Origin of the sequence: Zhongshania sp. (genome assembly GCF_047636175.1) — a bacterium.
Taxonomy (GTDB): Bacteria; Pseudomonadota; Gammaproteobacteria; order Pseudomonadales; family Spongiibacteraceae; genus Spongiibacter.
In genome coordinates, this window is the sequence record NZ_JBLIKC010000006.1 from 42,873 (window position 1) to 60,854 (window position 17,982).

At 50.0% G+C, this 17,982-nt stretch carries 16 protein-coding genes; 8 read left to right on the forward strand and 8 right to left on the reverse strand.

Features of this window, described 5'->3' with window-relative positions:
- Positions 1-17 precede the first annotated feature (17 nt).
- The 5 genes from ACI955_RS04670 to ACI955_RS04690 all read right to left on the reverse strand — a co-directional run bounded on the left by ACI955_RS04670 (position 18) and on the right by ACI955_RS04690 (position 3,670).
- Complete coding sequence (locus ACI955_RS04670; protein ID WP_415242570.1) at positions 18-1,331, reverse strand: type II and III secretion system protein family protein; 1,314 nt, start codon at positions 1,329-1,331, stop codon at positions 18-20.
- 41 nt (positions 1,332-1,372) lie between these two features.
- Positions 1,373-2,296, reverse strand: a complete 924-nt coding sequence (gene cpaB / locus ACI955_RS04675; RefSeq protein ID WP_415242571.1) for a Flp pilus assembly protein CpaB — start codon at positions 2,294-2,296, stop codon at positions 1,373-1,375.
- Positions 2,297-2,478: 182 nt separating this feature from the next.
- On the reverse strand, positions 2,479-2,961 hold the full coding sequence (locus ACI955_RS04680) for a TadE/TadG family type IV pilus assembly protein (RefSeq protein ID WP_415242572.1): 483 nt from the start codon (positions 2,959-2,961) through the stop codon (positions 2,479-2,481).
- 34 nt (positions 2,962-2,995) lie between these two features.
- Entirely contained in the window at positions 2,996-3,460 is a 465-nt protein-coding gene (locus ACI955_RS04685) for a prepilin peptidase (protein ID WP_415242573.1), read from the reverse strand.
- A 15-nt stretch (positions 3,461-3,475) separates the two neighbouring features.
- The gene (locus tag ACI955_RS04690) at positions 3,476-3,670 is read right to left on the reverse strand and encodes a Flp family type IVb pilin (RefSeq protein ID WP_415242574.1); all 195 of its coding nucleotides are present in this window, start codon (positions 3,668-3,670) and stop codon (positions 3,476-3,478) included.
- A gap of 176 nt (positions 3,671-3,846) precedes the next feature.
- Between ACI955_RS04690 and ACI955_RS04695 the strand changes: the two genes are divergently transcribed.
- Both ACI955_RS04695 and ACI955_RS04700 read left to right on the forward strand, forming a co-directional pair.
- Positions 3,847-4,287, forward strand: a complete 441-nt coding sequence (locus ACI955_RS04695) for a regulatory protein RecX (protein ID WP_415242575.1) — start codon at positions 3,847-3,849, stop codon at positions 4,285-4,287.
- A gap of 301 nt (positions 4,288-4,588) precedes the next feature.
- Entirely contained in the window at positions 4,589-5,017 is a 429-nt protein-coding gene (locus tag ACI955_RS04700) for a Spy/CpxP family protein refolding chaperone (RefSeq protein WP_415242576.1), read from the forward strand.
- Positions 5,018-5,141: 124 nt separating this feature from the next.
- On the opposite strand, the gene ACI955_RS04705 is transcribed toward ACI955_RS04700, so the two are convergent.
- The 3 genes from ACI955_RS04705 to mnmC all read right to left on the reverse strand — a co-directional run bounded on the left by ACI955_RS04705 (position 5,142) and on the right by mnmC (position 11,220).
- On the reverse strand, positions 5,142-8,102 hold the full coding sequence (locus ACI955_RS04705; RefSeq protein WP_415242577.1) for an insulinase family protein: 2,961 nt from the start codon (positions 8,100-8,102) through the stop codon (positions 5,142-5,144).
- Between the two features lie 105 nt (positions 8,103-8,207).
- A complete protein-coding gene (locus tag ACI955_RS04710; protein ID WP_415242578.1) occupies positions 8,208-9,056 on the reverse strand; it encodes a glutaminyl-peptide cyclotransferase in 849 nt (282 codons plus the stop codon).
- Between the two features lie 88 nt (positions 9,057-9,144).
- A complete protein-coding gene (gene mnmC / locus ACI955_RS04715; protein WP_415242579.1) occupies positions 9,145-11,220 on the reverse strand; it encodes a bifunctional tRNA (5-methylaminomethyl-2-thiouridine)(34)-methyltransferase MnmD/FAD-dependent 5-carboxymethylaminomethyl-2-thiouridine(34) oxidoreductase MnmC in 2,076 nt (691 codons plus the stop codon).
- A 48-nt stretch (positions 11,221-11,268) separates the two neighbouring features.
- On the opposite strand from mnmC, the gene ACI955_RS04720 reads away from it, so the two are divergent.
- From ACI955_RS04720 to ACI955_RS04745, 6 genes are all read left to right on the forward strand, one after another.
- Positions 11,269-12,912, forward strand: coding sequence for a peptide ABC transporter substrate-binding protein (locus ACI955_RS04720; protein ID WP_415242580.1), 1,644 nt, complete (start codon positions 11,269-11,271; stop codon positions 12,910-12,912).
- A gap of 2 nt (positions 12,913-12,914) precedes the next feature.
- Positions 12,915-13,859 carry an ABC transporter permease gene (locus ACI955_RS04725; protein ID WP_415242581.1) on the forward strand — a complete coding sequence of 315 codons (945 nt, stop codon included), beginning with the start codon at positions 12,915-12,917 and terminating at the stop codon, positions 13,857-13,859.
- Positions 13,860-13,872: 13 nt separating this feature from the next.
- Positions 13,873-15,183, forward strand: coding sequence for an ABC transporter permease subunit (locus ACI955_RS04730; protein WP_415242582.1), 1,311 nt, complete (start codon positions 13,873-13,875; stop codon positions 15,181-15,183).
- Positions 15,180-16,190 carry an ABC transporter ATP-binding protein gene (locus ACI955_RS04735; RefSeq protein WP_415242583.1) on the forward strand — a complete coding sequence of 337 codons (1,011 nt, stop codon included), beginning with the start codon at positions 15,180-15,182 and terminating at the stop codon, positions 16,188-16,190. Before ACI955_RS04730 ends, ACI955_RS04735 begins: the two co-directional genes overlap by 4 nt.
- Positions 16,190-17,170, forward strand: coding sequence for an oligopeptide/dipeptide ABC transporter ATP-binding protein (locus ACI955_RS04740; protein WP_415242584.1), 981 nt, complete (start codon positions 16,190-16,192; stop codon positions 17,168-17,170). Before ACI955_RS04735 ends, ACI955_RS04740 begins: the two co-directional genes overlap by 1 nt.
- A 203-nt stretch (positions 17,171-17,373) precedes the next feature.
- On the forward strand, positions 17,374-17,841 hold the full coding sequence (locus tag ACI955_RS04745) for a hypothetical protein (protein WP_415242585.1): 468 nt from the start codon (positions 17,374-17,376) through the stop codon (positions 17,839-17,841).
- Positions 17,842-17,982: the final 141 nt, after the last annotated feature.

The window sequence follows — 17,982 nt, forward strand, 5'->3', positions numbered from 1 at the left end:
GACGGAATACCTAATAATCAGTTAGAAAAGCCGACGCCGGCTTCTGGCGAAGGTTGTGACTTTGATGTTTTTGAACCCTTCTGCGGATCGCCAAATAACATGCTGGTAAACGATGGCGTGTAATCTTGGTAGATCTCCCCTGGCAACTCTTTAAGCACAGTATTTCTGGCCATCGGTTTTATCAAGTGTGGTGTCACCACCATTACAAGCTCTTTATCGTCTTGCTCAAAGCGAGTAGAGCGGAAGAGAGCGCCAAGAATGGGAATGTCGCCAAGTCCAGGTATTTTGTCGGCGTTGTTATAGGTATTACGAGTTACAAGACCACTGATAATAAAGCTTTCACCAGGTGCAAGCTGAATGGTGGTGTCTGTGCGGCGTACCCGTAATGCCGGCACCGAAACACCACTGGCTTGCACGCCGCTGCTGAAGTCTAGGTCGCTCACTTCAGGCGCGACTTTAAGCATAATGCTGTTTTCGCTCAGTATGGTCGGTGTCAGGCGAAGACGGACACCAAACTCTTTAAATTCAATTTGTACTTGGCCTTCGTTATTTGCAACCGGGTAGGGGAATTCACCGCCAGCTAAGAAACTTGCTGTTTGCCCCGACAGGCTAACTAGCGAGGGTTCGGCCAAGGTGTAAGCATAGCCATTCTGTTGCAGAGCATTAACGGCAGCGCTAAAGTTTTTACCGGCATGGCCGATAAGAATAGACGATGTATTGCCGGTGGTGGTCAGTCCACTCATTAATGAAACAATATCGCTAATACCAGAAATGGAAGGTATCAAGCTTGCGGAACCCATGGCTAATGCAGTGTCACCGCCTGCGTAAGCTAAGGCGCTGCCAATTTGCTTTAACTGTGAGCGACTGTACTCAATAATGCGAATATCAGTTTGAACTTGAACCGCACCTTGTTGGACAGTATTGTCGACGACATTCTCACCTGCAGACATAATGAGCTGGTCGTGCTGGCTAAGTGATTGGGTTTTACCCTGCAGAACGATCTTGTCGCCAACGGCATCTACAGCAATGCCATTGGTGGTTGAACTAGCCATATCGGGTACTACGTCAATTTTGAAGGTGGTGGGTTCTCCGCTACCTTGCCAAAGTAGAAGCTGGGTAGAGCCAACTTGCTTTGCAGTCAGCAAAAATTGTTTTGAGTTCAGCACTTTTAAACTCGCGATAGCGGGGTTGCCTATCGCGCTTCGTTTAACGCTGTGCTGTGTAGTCAAGGCCTGCTGTTCGCCCGTCGTCATACGCAGTGTTTTGTATGGGCTGGCTTCGGCAACAGTGACGAGCGCAAGCAGCAAGCTGAATATAAATCCTTTTTTCATTTTGGATACTCCGTTTATGCCTTGGGTTTCGCTCGCTTTCATTATTTGCGTACCGTAATAGTTTCTACAGTATCACCGCTATACACATACACCGATTTAGGTGGGGGTGACGGTTTCAATCCAGTAACGTCGCGAATAAAAGCAGTTCGGTCGGCGTCACTCATATGCTTGCTAAGAGTTTGCTGTGAATCAGTGGTGTTCAGCTGATCAGTTTTGGTGGAAGCCATATCTGCTTCGCCTACTACCACCAAGCGCAGCTCGCCGCTTTCTTCAGCTAGTGCCATAACTGGAATATCTTCAAGAGCAATTTCAAGAACCGCTGAACGGCTACTTTTGCCGGATTCTTTTTCGGCTTTTGCCGAGGACTTTTTCTTGCCCTCAGAGACCTCAATATTTTTGTCGTTGCGCTCAACATCAGTGCCAAATGCTATGAGTCGAATATTCTGAAGTAGGCGACGTGACATACTTTTGTTGTAGGTGTCTTTGGATGCCCTAGCGGTAAAAATAATGTCAACTCGATCTCCCGGTTGTAAAAAACCGCCGGCGCTTGATGCTTCATTGACCTTTATAGACAGCGCGCGGTAGCCGGGATTTATATGCGGAGCCAAGGTGCTTTGCTTTTCAAAATCGCTGCTACGAATAACTGCGCCCACAGCAACCTTCGACTCTAGCTCCTTGTTTATTATATCGGCGACCTTGGTGTAGCTACCGTCAACAAGTAGTGGGTAGGGGATGAGCTGTATATCTTCGGCAGTAATGATTTCGCCTTTGTTCATACTGCGGTTTGCGATAAGTAGCTTTTGCGCATAGGCAAAATTACTTTGTTCTGCCGCACTTGTTTGTATTTGTGACGTTGGTCGACTCTTGGCTGAGTCCTCTTGACTTATTTTGTAGCCAATTATCCCCATGAATACCGCGCTGATAATTAGCAGCGCCGCGATAATTTTTAAAGTCCTTGCTTGCATAGTCGCATCCCTAAAAGATCAATAAACGTCTGTTCTATTTGCTATCGCAGTCTTGACCTCAATCTTAAGCATTGTGTAATAGTGATTCTATTGTGGCTGATACGTATGAGGCCTGCGGCTTGTATCCAGGAAGTAAACGAGTGCGTGAATATATACTTTCTAAGAAGTACCGCCACTGATCACTAAAAAAGGAGTGTGGCTCTACCTGTTAGCATATCGGGGAGGGTGGGTAGCTTCCCAAATCCGGGCATGGTTATACCGTCGAGTAACGGTGAAGAGGAAACCGACACTTCACACAAAATTCCATCTAGCGCGGGTGAGCCGTCGATAGGTGCTGATGCGTTTCTGCAGTTGCTAGTCCAACTTAATGAGTCTGGGGAGTAGATGAGGAGTCCATCAACAGGGTCTTTTTGAAGGCGGACGTTGCCAATGGCATTTATTTCGGCCTCCCATTCGGCTGTGGTTTCACAGTCTTCACAAACTAGTGCGGCGCGAAGAACTTCTTCGCTCGAATAAGTGAAGTTTTGGACCAACAGAAATGCCAAGCCGTACACAATGGTGGCATAGCAAATAATAAAGAGGACGGGGAAGATGAATACGAACTCTATGGCAACAGCACCTTTTTGCCGCTGCTGAATCGAGCGATAAAAGTTGTGGTTTACCATTATCGTGCTCCATGCATAATTTATGATCGTATAATCAGGAAATAAAGTTGAAAAGTGATATGAATATTGCTCCCATCGCAACAGCGCTTCCCAAGGGTAGGCCTCTCTGTAATGAGGTTGCTGACAGTGTGCTTGCTGGGTAGTGCGCCGTTATTAAGGACATCTTCGAAATAAAGTGGGCAGATGACATTAATAACAGCAGACTAAGTATTCCAGTGGAAAATACCAAAAGCAGTTGTATTGGTGGCCATAAAGGAGATATCGCCAACATTAGTTTTACATCGCCACCGCCTATAACGCCTTTTAAGAAACCAGGTAGGGTGAGCGCTAATCCGATAGCCGCATTTATGACGATAAGGTCTAAGCTTATAGCCGGCGAGAGGGCGGCATAACATGCCGCCCACCCTGCAAGTACTATCAACCAGCTGTTAGGTATCCGTCTTTGCTTCCAGTCGATATAGGCTATAACTATTAATATAGATAGAGCTGGTAGGATCACTGCAGGCTCTCGCTATTATTCTAGCTGAGTAGCAATATCAGTGAAGGCTTTACCGATACCAGCGGTAGTGCTTGAACCGCTACCAAGTAAGCTAACGCCGAACACAATAATGACAACCAGTAGTGCAGCCATCACCGCGTATTCAATGGCGCTGGCGCCGCTCTCGTCTTTCTTGAGTTTACGTAGTGTGCTAGTAATTTTATTTAACATGAGTCATTCTCCGTGATTAAAATGAGTAACCTAACAGCGCAGGATTTGCCTCTCGCTCTTGATGCTTACTTTGCTGTTTACACAGATTTAATGAAATAAGTAATTGCCGAAATAGAATTAAGGGAAATAGCAGGTTTTAAGGGATTTTTGGGGTATTTTGTCGTTCGGAGCATGTTTTGGCAGAAGTTTTTAAAAAACATATTCGCTTAAAGGCGATGGATTTTCTTGCCAGGCGAGAATACTCGCGCCAGGAATTACGGGTAAAACTGTTTCAACGCTTCCCGGAAAGCTCTGATATTGATCAGGTGCTAGATGAATTGATACTAGACGGCTTGCAGTCAGATGCTCGTTTTACTGATTCATTCTTCCGTTTGAGGGTTAATGCTGGATACGGCCCTCAGTATATAAAGGCTGAATTACACCAGCGAGGCATAGAAGACATCCTTATTGCTGGAGTGTTTGCTGTGCAAGCTATTGACTGGCGGATTGCGGCTAAGCAGCTATTTGAAAAAAAGTATGCTGGCCAAGATATATCAGACGCCAAGGTACGTGCTAAGTGCGTGCGATATATGCAGTATAAAGGGTATTCCTTTGACCATATTCGCGGCTTGCTCTAAAGCTGGCCGGCTGCTTTTAAATGTCTCGTCCTCCCTTAATCTGAATCGCGCATAAAGTGCCTGTCATTATTCTTTATGGATTGGCTATGACGCTGAGCGCAGCGAATGCCTTAGCCCTAGGCCCTTAAGAGAGTGTTGTAAGCTGAGCAAGAGTGATACAGATCACGATCAAACTCTGAATAAATAAATATGACTAATCAGCATTGGTGCTTTTGTAGGTATATTCTGGTCTGTGCATTGAGTACTTTTTACGATTATCATGTCTCAGCACTAACGACGCGGTTACGTTTTTGGAGAAATAATGAAGAAATTTAGTGTTGTGGTGTTATTGAGTACTCTGCTTGGCGGCTTTGCAATGTCGCCGGCCCTTGCCGATCAAACCGCTTTTGGTGGCGCACGCTTAGATGTACTAACTGAAAAATTAGATTTGTCTGAAAGACAGCAAACGCAGATCAAGGCCTTGCTTGCCAATTATGCGCAAGAAGCCGTGACGATTCGTGCGGGGCTGGTGGCGGCGCAAGCGAGTATTCGCCGGGTAAATTTGGCAAGACTCGGTGACGCTAATGTCAAGCGCTTAAGTCGTGAAGCGGGGCGGCTTTCAGCCGCCCATACGACGGCATTACTGATTACTCAGCGAGGTTTTTACGCCGTGCTCGACAATAAGCAAAAGCAGGCCTATAACAAGATACGCTCTGATGCCTTGCAAGCTGCAACAGCAAAGATCCAGTAATTAGTTTGCGCCCATATGACGCTCAGTGTGGCTAGTTGAGTGCCTCACACCCTGGCAATAGCGATTTTAGCTAGCCCGTGTTACGGGGGGCTAGCTGGCTATCCTAGGTGGACTGAATCGATCCTTACAAGCGTTGGATTGTCATACCCTCTTTCACTATCCACTCGGCGAGTGCGTCGGCTTTGCTTTCGTTACTAACAACCGCGATGCTTGCCTCCGCATTACTCAAGTAAAGTTCGCAGACGCGTAGTAAATCTTCTTCCTTTACGGCGAGAACACGCTGCCGGAACTGCCGGCGTTCGGCTAATGTGCGGCCGAAAACATTGCTGTGATAGTCCTGCTTTGCTTCTCCAGCCGGGGACCCCGGTTTGTCGATGCTGCCGACTACCCCTAATACTGCTTCCTCCAGACCTTTAGCTGACACTGCAGTTTGGAGCATCCAGCTAATGGATTTATCGAAGTCACTCAGTGTCTCTTGTAAGCGCGGATCTCTATAGGAATAAAAGCGGAACGCGGCAATATTAGAGTCTTGTGAGGCGCCGCCACCATAGGCGCCACCTTGCTCACGAATAGCTCGGTGTAAAAAGCCATTTCGCAAATATACGGCTAGCACCGTAAGCACCGGTGCATCGGGGTGGCCGGAAGGTACCGTGGGGTAAGCTTTGGCGCAGAAATTAACCTGGGAGCTAGCAACCCAGAATGATTTATTCGTGGTACGTAGTGCTGGTAGTTCAAAGCCTTTTGAGCCCGAAGTATTAAAGTCTTGCCAAATCGGTGCGAGTTCAGCACATAGATCCTCGAGGTGGTGATCCTCAGCAATAATGAGCAGTTCCCTGCTACTGGCAAGCATTTTCTGATGTATTGCTGATAACTCGTCGGCCAGACTTGCCAGTGCATTGCTATCTTCAATACCCTTGGCAAGTTGCTTAAGGTGACGAATGCCGCTTAATCCACCTAAGTCTTCATTCACCTTGGCGATGGGGCTCATACCCGCACTTGCGGCGCTCATTGCAAGGCCGTGACCATTGCCAGTGATAGCCGATTCCCGACGTCCTTTAAGTTGGGCGATGAGTTCTTGAAGGCGCTCGTGCTCGTCAAAACGAAGTTGCTCAAAGGTATCTCGCATAAGCTGCGCTTGATCCTCGGCATTTCGTAGTAGAGCTTTTGAAGACAGCACTAAATACGCTTGGATATCTTGCTCGTCATTAATACCGCCGCGCATCGTGGTATAGGCGCTAATACCGCCGCATACCTGAGACTGCCGAGCCTGTACTTGCAGATAGCTCTGTTCGCCGATGCCCAGCTCGGTGGCCACCAAAGTATAAATTGAAAGCAGTGACAGCTCATGCTCTGTGAGCTCAGGCAAACTAACCAGAAGCTGCTGATAAACCAAACCGTTGGTGCCACGGCCATATTGGGTATATGGCAGATTGCCAAACTGGGCGGTGTCGAAATGCAATGCCGGGGTGTCTAGCGGTACATCGTCTAGAGTTACCTTGGGCAGAATAGATTCGTCTTCTTCCATTGTTTGCCGAGCCGCTAAGGCAGCGGCTTGGTCAATGATGTGCTGTCTTTGCTCAGTGCTGAGCGCCTCTTTAAGTGCACTAAGGCGAGTGATTTCGGCTTTTTCCACCCGCGCCTGAATGTCTTGATCTGGGCTCATGACCAAGGTCACTCGATGAGGGTTATCGAGTAGATTTTGAGCGAGGCCTTTAATGTAGTCGGGGTTTGCAGTTTTAGCCCTAATGGCTTGTAAGGCAGGGTCTAGGTTTAGTAGCTCGATGGGATTGCCACGATGAGTGGCACTATCCAATGCGGTTAAAATAAGTTGTAAGCCGTAGGGGTAGCCATCGCCGCCAATTTCACGTTGGCGTAATTCGAGCTGATGTAAAACGGCATCTACGTCTTCTTTTGGTATGCCATTTTCAATAACATGTTTGAGTGTGTCTAGGATGAGGTTTTCAACGTCGTCCCTGCTGTCGACATTACTGCCTTCCACGCCGCAGGCGAAGACCATTTCGCGCATCGAATCTTCAATGCCGCACATGGGTGAGGGTGCGCTGCCAAGCGCGGTGGTTTCCAGTGCGTGCATCAGCGGGCTAGCGCTATTGTCGAGTAGCACACCGGCGAGCAGCTGGGCTTCTAGCTGGGTTTCAAGCTCGGTGCTTTTACCCAGTAGCCAGGCGACCACAACATGGGTCTTGTTGTTAGTGTCTTCTGAGGGTGGGAGTGGATAGCTTTCTTGCACACGCAGCGGCGCGTGGTAGCGCTTTTCATCTTCAACGGCAATGCGAGTGTTCTGTGGCTCAAAACGGTCTAAGGCCAGCTCTTCAAAGCGTGCTTGATGCTCTGCGGCAGGAATATCACCGAAGGTCATAAAGATGGCATTGCTAGGATGGTAATGGCTTTGATAGAAGGATTTTAATTGATCGTAGCTTAGATCCGGTATGGCTTCCGGATCACCACCGCTATTGTAGTGGTAGGTAGTGCTTGGAAATAAATATTTGCACAGTGTTTGCCAAAGTTGACTGGGCACTGAACTCATCGCGCCTTTCATCTCATTGAAAACAACGCCTTTAAACTCGAGGTCGGAGTTGGGATCTGTGGGGTCTTTAAATTCTAGTCGGTGCCCTTCTTGGGCAAAGTCTAGCGGATCTAGGCGAGAGAAAAATACCGCGTCCATATAGACTTGGAGAAGGTTTTCAAAATCTTTGCGATTGCTGCTGGCAAAGGGGTAGGCTGTCCAGTCCGAACTGGTAAAGGCGTTCATAAAACTGTTTAAAGAGCGCCGAATCATCATGAAGAATGGGTCGCGAACCGGGTATTTTTCACTGCCGCACAGCGCGGTGTGTTCGAGAATGTGGGCAACGCCGGTGGAATCTTTGGGTACCGTACGCAAGGCGACCAGAAACACATTTTCTGGATTGTCACTGACAATGTGGTAGTGGCTGGCGCCGGTTTTGCGGTGACGGTATTCGGCAATGCTGACCCCAAGTGCGGGTACGTCTTCGTTGCTGAGTAATTCAAAACTGCTAAATGCGGCCGAGTTGACGGGGGCTTGCGCGGCGATGTTGACTTGAGTCATGCGTAATCCATATGTTTGGCGGAGAAGTAACTACGTTTGTATTCTAGGGCCTGTGAGCAGCAATTGCATTACTACTATGCCCTTGAGCGACAGATATAACTGTGTTTACGGGCGTGATTGTATTGGCAGCGCTGGCAAGGTGAAGGTGATGCGGAAGATACTTGGCCACAACTTACCGGTCACTAGCCAGCTGTGGTCTCCGGCATCATAGGCTATTCCATTTAACACCGCTTCCGGCGCGAGCGGGGTGCTGGCGTTTACATCGGCTGTTAATGCACTGAGGTTCAGCTTACTGAGTACCTTCCCGCTGCGCCCATCAATTATGAACAAGTAATCACTATGCCATTGATTCGCGACCACATATTCACCTAGGCATTCCAGCTCGTTTAGATGATCTACCGCTTTACCCTTTTCAGTCACAGTGACGGTATTGATTAGCGTCATGGTGTCAGTCGACAGCCACTGCAATTGGCTAGTGCCGTTGCTCATCACAAAGTGATCGGGACGTCCTGTGGCGATGCTGGCGCATAGGCCCCAGCCTTCGCCCTCGTAAGAAAATGCCCCCAATAATTTAAAGTGCTGGGGATCGATTATTAAGCCGCGACCACCTTTCCATGTCAGCACATATAGTTTGCCGCGGTATTGACTCAGCCCTTCTGCGAACACGTCAGGCGGCAGCGCAGTGCCTTTAATACTGTCGGTGGGTGAGGGCGGAAAATTGCGGGCAAGCACTTTAGAGTAGCCATATAGGCCGCTGCTCTCATAAAGTTTGCCTTGGTATAACTCCAATCCTTGGGTGAAAAGAGCGGGCTGGTGAGGATAGGTGTTAAGTAATTGGTAGGGCAGCTCGGCAAAACTGCTGCTGGGCACCATTGACGCCAGTAGAGTAAAAACGGCAGTCAGTTCAGCTGTGCGGCGGTAAATCGATTTACGAGCTGTGCTTAGGTGCTTCACATCGCATTCCAGTCAATAGCGTATTAGTGGCCGTCGGCAGTGTAGTAGTCTGCTATAAGTACGGCCCTAGCATACCGTCAGATCAGTGCTATTCAATAGCTTGCTTGCGAATGAGCTTTCTGATTAGAAAGCGCGCAGGCGATAGGCTTTCGCACAGTTGGCGCGGCAGGGGCCGTATTTCTCCGCACAGATAGCTCGCAATCAATTCTGCACACAGCGGCGTTGATGTTAGGCCCCGTGATCCGTGGCCGACGTTAATATATAAGTTCGGGTAGTTGCTGGCGGGCGTGTCAATACGAGTCCGAGCGTCTTTGCCGAGCGCGGCATAGTGTTTAACAAAGTCTGCAACAATAGGCGCAGCGCCAACTATGGGTAAATAGTCGGCACTGCTGCAGCGCAGCGAGGCGCGGCCGCCGGTTATCCTCACACCCTCTTTAATCAAGCCGGGGGACAGGGAATCTAACTGGGCAAGATTCCATTCATGGTCACGTTGTTGCAAATCGGTATCGGAGTCGTGCAAGTTAAAGCTAGCACCTATGCACAGTTCGCCATCTATCGACGGAGCAATATAGCCCTCGTGACAAACGACGCATTTTGGGCTGTGAGTTAAGCTGGCGTCGTCGATATAGCTAATTTGTCCACGAATAGGCTTTATGGGCAGATGTTGGGTTTGGGGGAATTGCAGGGCATCGTTGCTGTTAGTAATAATAAGCGCGTCGCCTTCAGCAATGATGTTGCCAGACCGGTCATGTACTTGCCAATGCTCTCCCTGGTTCGGCTCATTGACCAGTGATATGGCCTCGCAATGTGTTATGACCCTGATATTGCTTTGCTTTAAATTCGCCGAACACACACTAGGTGGCGATAGCCAGCCGGCACTAGGATAAAAGTATCCGCAGCCAGTCAGTGGTATGCCGCTGGCTTTAGTTAATTCATCACCGCTTAAGAACTGCAGCCAGTCTTGATTTTTTAATAACTGTTTAAGTTGAATGAATTGTGCAATTTCTTTTTCTGAATTAGCGACTTGCAGGACGCCACAGGGATCACCGTCGATGGCGCCGCTGTCCAGTCGCGCTTTGTAGTATGGCAGTGCGAATAAAAAGCTACTCAAGGTGAATTGGTTTAAGTCACCAGGGGCGGGTGAGAGTTTAGTGTAGAGAATACCTTGGGGATTGCCCGATGCGCCGCTGGCTGGGGCGTTGCGTTCGATAACTGTCACCTTGATGCCTCGCTCCGCCAAGGCCCTAGCCGTACTGCAACCCCCCAGCCCAGCGCCAATTACGACGGCACTAGCGATCTGAGATTGCGCCGCAGGGCGATGCCAGGGTACGGCAACTTTGGGCGGCGACGTTGCATCGTCCGTGGTCTGACTGGCGAGTGTGCCACGAAGCATTTCTCGCTTGCGGCCATACCCGGTGACCTTGTCAACATGAAATCCCTGCGCGCGCAGCCCGCGCTTTACAAACCCCGCAGAGGTAAACGTGGCAAAAGTGGTCCCAGTTTTGCTTAGTACGCCCATGCAACTAAACAAGGTGTCATGCCACATATCTGGATTAGTAGCGGGGGAAAAACCGTCTAAAAACCATGCGTCGGCGCAGGGTAGGCGATCTGCCGGCGAGCTTTCCGAGCGGGTGCTTGATGGGCTTGGCGAGTCTAGGAGTGCAGGTAGGCATTCAAGGACGTCACCGAACAGCAAATCTAGACAAATTTGTGCACTATTCAACAATCTCCGATGTTGACCGGGTAACAGCGGCGGATAGTTGTGCTGTAGTATAGAAGACAAATCGCGCAGCTCCGGCCATGACTCGTGAGCTCGTTTTAAATCCTGTGAATTTAAGGGGTGTTTTTCGACAGAGATGTAGTGGAGCTGCCAGTTGGATGGCGCTGTAGCTTGCCAGAGTTGCCAGGCGAGTAAAAAGTTTAATCCGGTACCGAAGCCGGTTTCGATGATGGTGAACCGTCCGGGTGTTTCCTTGCTCAAAGCTTGCCAGCGCTCTGCCAGTTTATTGTGAGATAAAAATACATGGCGGCTTTCACTGATGCCGCTTTCCTGACTGAAATAGATATCGCCGTACTTGCCGGCTCTGGGGACGCCATCTGCGCCCCAGTCGATTGTGGCGGCTTCAATAAAATAGGGATTTGGGTGCTGCGAGCTTTTGGCCATTATATATGTGATTTCAGCGTTGCCGGGAGAGGTATTGTAGCAGTGAATATGGCGAAAACCTTCGCAAACAAATTTGGCGCGCCGCTTTTTTTGCGAGCCAAGCGACTGGTGATCTTGGTATTGACGCTATGTTGCGCGGTTGCTGTGCAAGCACAGGCGGTAGATGCTGCCAAAAACAAAGTGACCCTTGCACTGGCGACTGAGCCGCCCACATTAAATAGCGCAGTGGCGACCGATACGATCGCCAGCTTTGTGTTGGCACACTTAATGGAAGGCTTATTGGTCTATGGCCCCGACGGTGAATTGGCGGCCGGGGTTGCTGAGCGTTGGCAACTCGACGCTGATGGGGCCAGTTTCTGGCTGCGTAAATCCGCGCGTTGGAGCGATGGCAAGCCGGTCACCGCGCATGACTTCGTATTTGCTTGGCGACATGCACTTAAACCCAGCACGGCGTCGCAATATGCATTTATTTTTTATCCCCTTAAAAACGCCGAGGCGGTAAATAACGGTGAATTGCCGACCACAGAGCTCGGCGTTACTGCGGTATCGGATTATGAGCTACGGGTAGAGTTTGCTCAGCCCTGTCCGTATTTCCTTAGTCTTGCCGCTTTTATGACCTTTTTGCCGATGCGAGAAGACGTGGTTGATCTCTGGGGGGGGCGCTATGCTGCGGATGCCGATAAATTAGTTTTCAACGGAGCATTCATCTTAGATAAATGGGTGCATGGCGCCCACCTGCGATTGCGCAAAAATAGTCAATATTGGCAGGCGGACGCGGTACAAATCAGTGAAATAGATATGCCCTATATCACCTCGGATCCAAGTGCCCAGTTTAATTTGTTTAGAGACCAACAAATCGCTATTGCACCCTTGGATACAGGCTTGCTAGACGAGGCGATAGAGCGCGGCTTCGATATTGAATATTTCCATACGGGCTCGTTGTTTTTTCTGGAATTTAATTTCCGCAGTGGACGTATTAGCGCTAACCGTTCATTTCGAAAAGCAGTGCAGCGCTTAATCGATCCTGATTTGCTGGTAAATAAAATTATTGGCTTGCCGGGAATTAAACCCGCTTACTCACTTTTCCCGGTTACCGTCAAAGGGATAAAAGGCTCATTTCGGCAAGAGTATCCGGTGATGCGAGTTGACCCCGATATCGGCGCTGCACGTAAATATCTCGCACAAGCAAAAGCGGAGTTAGGCTTCGACGAGTGGCCAGCTTTGGTGCTTTTGGCGGGCGATAGTCCTAGGGCCCTGCAAGAGGCAGAGTATTATCAATACCTTTTTAAGAAGGGCCTGGGAATTGAGTTGCGGATTGACCAACAGGTTTTTAAGCAACGACTTGAAAAGATGCGTCGTGGCGATTTTGATATTGTCGCCGCTGCGTGGGGGCCTGACTACGACGATATTATGACCTTTGCCGATTTATTCGCCTCATGGAATGATAATAACCGCGGGCTTTACGCCAATCCCTTGTATGACCGTTGGATTCGCTTAGCCCAGACAAGCAATGATGTCCGGACTCGATTCAATGCCATGGCGCAGATTCAGCGCATTGTGGTAGAAGATGTGCCGATTCTGCCGACCTACGAAAATGGCGCACTTTATGTGCAAAACCCGCGATTGAAGGGCGTGCGCCGTTCAATTTTTGGTGGTGACCCGATATTTCGCTACGCATGGATAGAGCCCTAGCTATGTTGGAATTTATTGCCAGACGACTGTTTTCAGGACTGATTACTATTTGGTTTATTGCCACGGCGACGTTCTTTGCCATGCACGCAGTCCCTGGTGACCCACTTACCCAGGAAAAAGCAATGTCGCCGGCGGTGCGCGCCCAATTAGAAGCGCGCTATGGTTTGGATAAACCGTTGTTTGATCAATATCGATTGTTTATGAGTAATATGTTGCAAGGTGATTTCGGTATTTCCTTTACCCAAGAAAACCGCCGCGTGAACGATATTATTCGCGAGCATTTTCCTATCTCTGCCACCTTGGGAGTTGCGGCCATACTAATTGCTTTAGTGGGCGGTGTTGCTGCGGGAACTGTGGCCGCCTATTGCCAAAATCGCTGGCCGGATCGATTGGTGATGATCGCTGTCATTGCGGCTATTTCGGTGCCCGGCTTTGTTATTGCCGGTTTAGCCCAGTTAGTGATTGTGGCAATGAATAATGCCGCCGGTAAAACCCTTTTACCCGTCGCTGGTTGGGGCAGTGTGAGCCAAATTTGGGTGCCGGCACTGGTCTTGGGTTTGGGCACGATGGCCTATCTCAGCCGCATTATGCGCGCGTCTATGCTGGAAGTACTGAGCGCAGATTACAATATTGCCGCCAAAGCCAAAGGGGTTCATGGGTGGCGCTTATTCTGGCACCACCAGCTTAGAAATGCGGTATTGCCAGTGGTGACAGAGTTGGGCCCCACCATTGCGGCCATTACCACCGGTGGTTTTGTTGTTGAGTTGATTTTTGCTATTCCGGGCTTGGGGCGATATTTCGTGCAGGCAGTACAGCAGCTTGATTACACCGTTATTATGGGAACCACGGTATTCTACGGCGCTTTTTTGGTTTTTGTGGTGGTGCTGGTTGATATTAGCTACGGCTTAATTGATCCACGTATTCGCCTGCACCGAGGCAAAACATGAGGCGCTGCGCATAATGGCTATTTCAGTCTTCCGATTTGCGCCCAAAACCTGGGGCACCGCTGACGAGGTCGACACTGTCGCGCCCATGCCTCTGCCGAGTATGGCGAGTCCCACAGTTATGTTGTCGACACTGATGGTAGTGTTTCTGCTGTTGTTTGTGACTATTGGCCCGTCGCTTTGGCAGCAGAGCCCGTCTCAGCAATGGTTGTCACAGATATCGCAAGGTAGTAGCCGGGCGCATTCGGTTCGCCTTATTTCTGATAACGGCGCATGGCGGCCAACGGCTAGCACCGAAGCGCCTGCGGGCCTACAAGTGCATGCTGCGAATACTGAGTATGTGCGCCTGCAATGGCCGAAATTGGAGGGTGTGGCGCGTTACCGTATATATCGTGGCGATGCTAATAAGTCCGGGCTGGGTTTGGCGATAGCCGAGACCACGAGTAGTTACTACCAAGATCGTCTTCAGCTTGGTCGTGAATTGTATCGATATACCGTTGCCGATGCCGAGACGGGGCTATTATTATTGTCTCGAGATGTTCGGCCCGAGGCCGCGATGTCGAAGTTCGAGGCCCAGTTACAAGGTTTGATTCCTTTGGCAAATAGCAGCGCGCAATGGGTAGATATACCGGCGCATCCGCTGGGTACAGACGCATTAGGACGCGATATATTGGCGCGCTTAATGGCGGGGGGGCGAACCTCTTTATTTGTCGGTGTAGTTGCGCCTTTACTGTACATCAGCTTCGGCTGTATTTTTGGCGCTATTGCCGGTCTGATGGGCGGCTGGGTCGACCAAGTCGCGATGCGCTTTGTTGATTTTGTGGTGGCCTTGCCGTTTTTGTTATTTATGATTTTATTCCGGGTAGCGTTTGGCGTTGGCCCCGGTGAGAACGGGATTATGCCGCTTATTGTCGCGATGCTTATGTTGAGCTGGCCGGGCAGTGCCAGGCTGATTCGTGGCCAAGTCTTGGCCTTACGCAGCCAACCCTTTGTCGAAGCGTCGCGTATTGCTGGCGTGGGCACCCACAGAATTATTCTTCGCCATATGTTGCCAAATGTATTGCCAATGATTCTGGTGGCCTTTAGTTTTGCGATTCCCCAGGCGATCTTTACCGAGGCGTTTTTATCATTTATTGGCATGGGGGTGTCGCCACCGACCACCTCGTGGGGCGCCTTATGCAATGACGGTATCAAAACCTTGCTGTCACATCCTCGTCAATTATTATTTCCCGCATTGCTGATTAGTCTGTCTGTGCTGGCCTTCAATATATTGGGCGATGCTTTGCGTGATGCCACCGATAGACGATCGGGGGTGGTGCGCGCATGAGCCTTTTAGAGCTGGAATCTTTGCAAGTGAGTATCGGCTCGGTGCAGGCAGTGAGAGATGTGTCGCTTAGCCTGCAGGCGGGCGAGTGCCGCGCATTGGTCGGTGAGTCGGGCTGCGGTAAATCCGTGACGGCAATGAGCTTGTTAGGGCTCATGCCAGGCACCGCTCAAACTAGTGCTAAAAACTGGCATTTTGCTGGCCGCGATATGACTCAACTAACGGCCCGCGAATGGCGCCAGCTGCGCGGCAATCAAATCGCGATGATTTTCCAAAATGCGATGACAGCATTAGACCCCACCCAGACCATAGGCGCGCAAATTGCCGAGCCCTTGCGAATTCATAAGGGCCTGTCGTGGCGCGAGGCTAAAATGCGCGCTATCGCCTTATTGGAGCGCTTGGCCATTGCCAATCCGGCGCAGCGGGCGGAGCAGTATCCCTTTCAATTTTCTGGCGGTATGTTGCAGCGTGCCATGATTGCAATGGCGGTTGTGTGTGAACCTAAGTTACTTATTGCCGATGAGCCAACAACAGCTCTCGATGTCACGGTGCAGGCCGAAGTACTGTGTTTATTACAAGAAATGCGAGAGATCAACGGCACCGCCATGTTATTTATTACCCACGATCTTGGTGTGGTGGCAGAGATTGCCGACTCGGTGTCGGTGATGTATGCCGGACAAACCCTTGAATCGGGTTCCCTACATGATGTCTTTAGAACTCAAGCGCACCCCTATACCCAGGCTCTGAAACGCGCGGTGCCAAGCTTAGAAAACCCCAAGCCGCTAGAAGCCATTGCCGGTACGCCCCCAGATTTACGTCATCCACCAAGTGGTTGCGGTTTTGCGGCGCGGTGTTCGCAGCGCATGGCTATTTGCGAAGAGGCGCCGCCGCTAATGCAATGCGGTGAAGACCATTTGGCGCGCTGTTGGTTGTGGCATCAAGATCATCCCGCGCGCTGGCGAGATCTCGAGGATGCGTCGACGCCCGCGGTGATTCGGGGGCGCAAATAATGATGGCCCCGTTTGTTGATATCCGCGAGCTGCGTTGCCATTTTAAAAGTGGCGATAATTTATTGGCGGCGGTGGACGGCTTAAATCTGCAAATTGGCGCCGGAGAAGTTCTTGGTCTCGTTGGGGAAAGCGGCTCAGGGAAATCGACTTTAGGCCGCATCATTGCAGGTCTGCAGTCTAGCAGTGGCGGTGAAATTGTTATTGATGACGAGATAATGCCCAATAAATATAACCGTCGGCAATTTCGAGCGATGTCGACCCGTGTGCAAATGGTTTTTCAAGATAGTTATGCGAGTTTAAACCCGCGAATGTCCATACTGGCTAGCTTGCAGGAGCCTTTATGGAGTCTTGGTATGCGGGGGCAGGCGGCTCGTGATAAAGCGACGTATTGGCTAGACCGAGTCAGCTTGCCGCAATCCGCAGGGGAGCGCTATCCGCATGAGTTATCCGGTGGTCAGCGCCAGCGTATTGGTATTGCTAGAGCCTTCATTAGCGAGCCAAAGTTGGTTATTTGCGATGAGCCGGTATCAGCTTTAGACGTATCAGTGCAGGCGCAGATAATTAATTTATTGCAGGATTTACAGCGCGAGCACAACACGGCAATGCTGTTTATTGCCCATGACCTAGCCGTGGTAAGATTTTTGGCGAGCCGCACCGCAGTGATGTATTTGGGGGAAATTGTAGAGATCGGGCCAACGGCGGCGGTGTTTGAAACGCCGCGACATCCTTATACTGAGCGCTTGTTGGCCGCACATTTGGATGGTAATCCAAGTGGCCGAGTGCTGCGCACAACGCCGTTGAAGGCCGGCGCCAATAGAGCGCCTTTGGCGACTGATCGCGGCTGCCGGTTTGCACGGCGCTGTCAATCAGCTCTAGCCAGCTGCGGGCATAGTCCACCTTGGCTGCAGCCCAGTGCAGTGAATACCGAAGTGGCATGTCATCGATTGCTTGATATAGAAGCCCTGAAATCAAAGCCCTGAAATCTAAGTCTTGAAGTCTAAGTTCTGAGATCTCAGGCGTGATTTTCACTTCAGTTCAGTTCAGTGCGGTGACGTTAATGAAAGATGGCTGGGCATACTGCTTTGTCGAATGAGAATAATAGCTTAGGTATTTATCTATTTTAGATACCCATACGGCGAGTCACAGATATTAATAATTAGATAGTGATTTTATGAATGTAAAAATGGACGCATCAAGCGTGTTGGCGATAGCCGCCAATTTATTCAAGACCTGCTTGTTAGATGCGGGACGCACCGAGGCCAAGCGCTACTTTAAAGAGCTAGAGTCGGGGCGAGAGTTATACTTAACCGAAATGACCATGACCGATAAATCGACCATCAGGGTGCGTTTGCAGCTTATGCTGCAGGAATTTAGGGGGCAGATGAATTTCAGTGCCTTTAAGTTACAGTTACAAATGTTATGTGCCGAGTTGGTGAAAGTGATACCAGCGGAGTCCGAACCGATTGTGATGAGCGATGATAGCGGTCGCCAGCTGATGTTTAATATTCCGGCGATTAGTAATATCGATGGGGATTTTAACGTCCTGCTATTGGGCGCAGACTTAAGGCGCAACGACGAGCTTATATTGCAATTGATGTTTATCGATCCTGAGCAGTATCGACTGCCAGAGTCGGCCACTGCGCAGGGCTAGCGGTGGCGAATACGACGCAAATTGTTCCCATACGCCGGCGAGTGTTGACAGTGAACACAAATGCCGATAGCTTCCCCTGCTCATTACTAGTGCTCAGATTGCCTATGGTCTGTGCACTTAATTAATCGGAAAACGCCAACA

Bases quoted from the DNA above. Each gene is read 5' to 3' on its own strand.
- ACI955_RS04670 (WP_415242570.1), bottom strand. From the start codon at position 1,331: ATGAAAAAAGGATTTATATTCAGCTTGCTGCTTGCGCTCGTCACTGTT.
- cpaB (WP_415242571.1), bottom strand. From the start codon at position 2,296: ATGCAAGCAAGGACTTTAAAAATTATCGCGGCGCTGCTAATTATCAGC.
- ACI955_RS04680 (WP_415242572.1), bottom strand. From the start codon at position 2,961: ATGGTAAACCACAACTTTTATCGCTCGATTCAGCAGCGGCAAAAAGGT.
- ACI955_RS04690 (WP_415242574.1), bottom strand. From the start codon at position 3,670: ATGTTAAATAAAATTACTAGCACACTACGTAAACTCAAGAAAGACGAG.
- ACI955_RS04700 (WP_415242576.1), top strand. From the start codon at position 4,589: ATGAAGAAATTTAGTGTTGTGGTGTTATTGAGTACTCTGCTTGGCGGC.
- ACI955_RS04705 (WP_415242577.1), bottom strand. From the start codon at position 8,102: ATGACTCAAGTCAACATCGCCGCGCAAGCCCCCGTCAACTCGGCCGCA.
- mnmC (WP_415242579.1), bottom strand. From the start codon at position 11,220: ATGGCCAAAAGCTCGCAGCACCCAAATCCCTATTTTATTGAAGCCGCC.
- ACI955_RS04720 (WP_415242580.1), top strand. From the start codon at position 11,269: ATGGCGAAAACCTTCGCAAACAAATTTGGCGCGCCGCTTTTTTTGCGA.
- ACI955_RS04725 (WP_415242581.1), top strand. From the start codon at position 12,915: ATGTTGGAATTTATTGCCAGACGACTGTTTTCAGGACTGATTACTATT.
- ACI955_RS04730 (WP_415242582.1), top strand. From the start codon at position 13,873: ATGGCTATTTCAGTCTTCCGATTTGCGCCCAAAACCTGGGGCACCGCT.
- ACI955_RS04735 (WP_415242583.1), top strand. From the start codon at position 15,180: ATGAGCCTTTTAGAGCTGGAATCTTTGCAAGTGAGTATCGGCTCGGTG.
- ACI955_RS04740 (WP_415242584.1), top strand. From the start codon at position 16,190: ATGATGGCCCCGTTTGTTGATATCCGCGAGCTGCGTTGCCATTTTAAA.
- ACI955_RS04745 (WP_415242585.1), top strand. From the start codon at position 17,374: ATGGACGCATCAAGCGTGTTGGCGATAGCCGCCAATTTATTCAAGACC.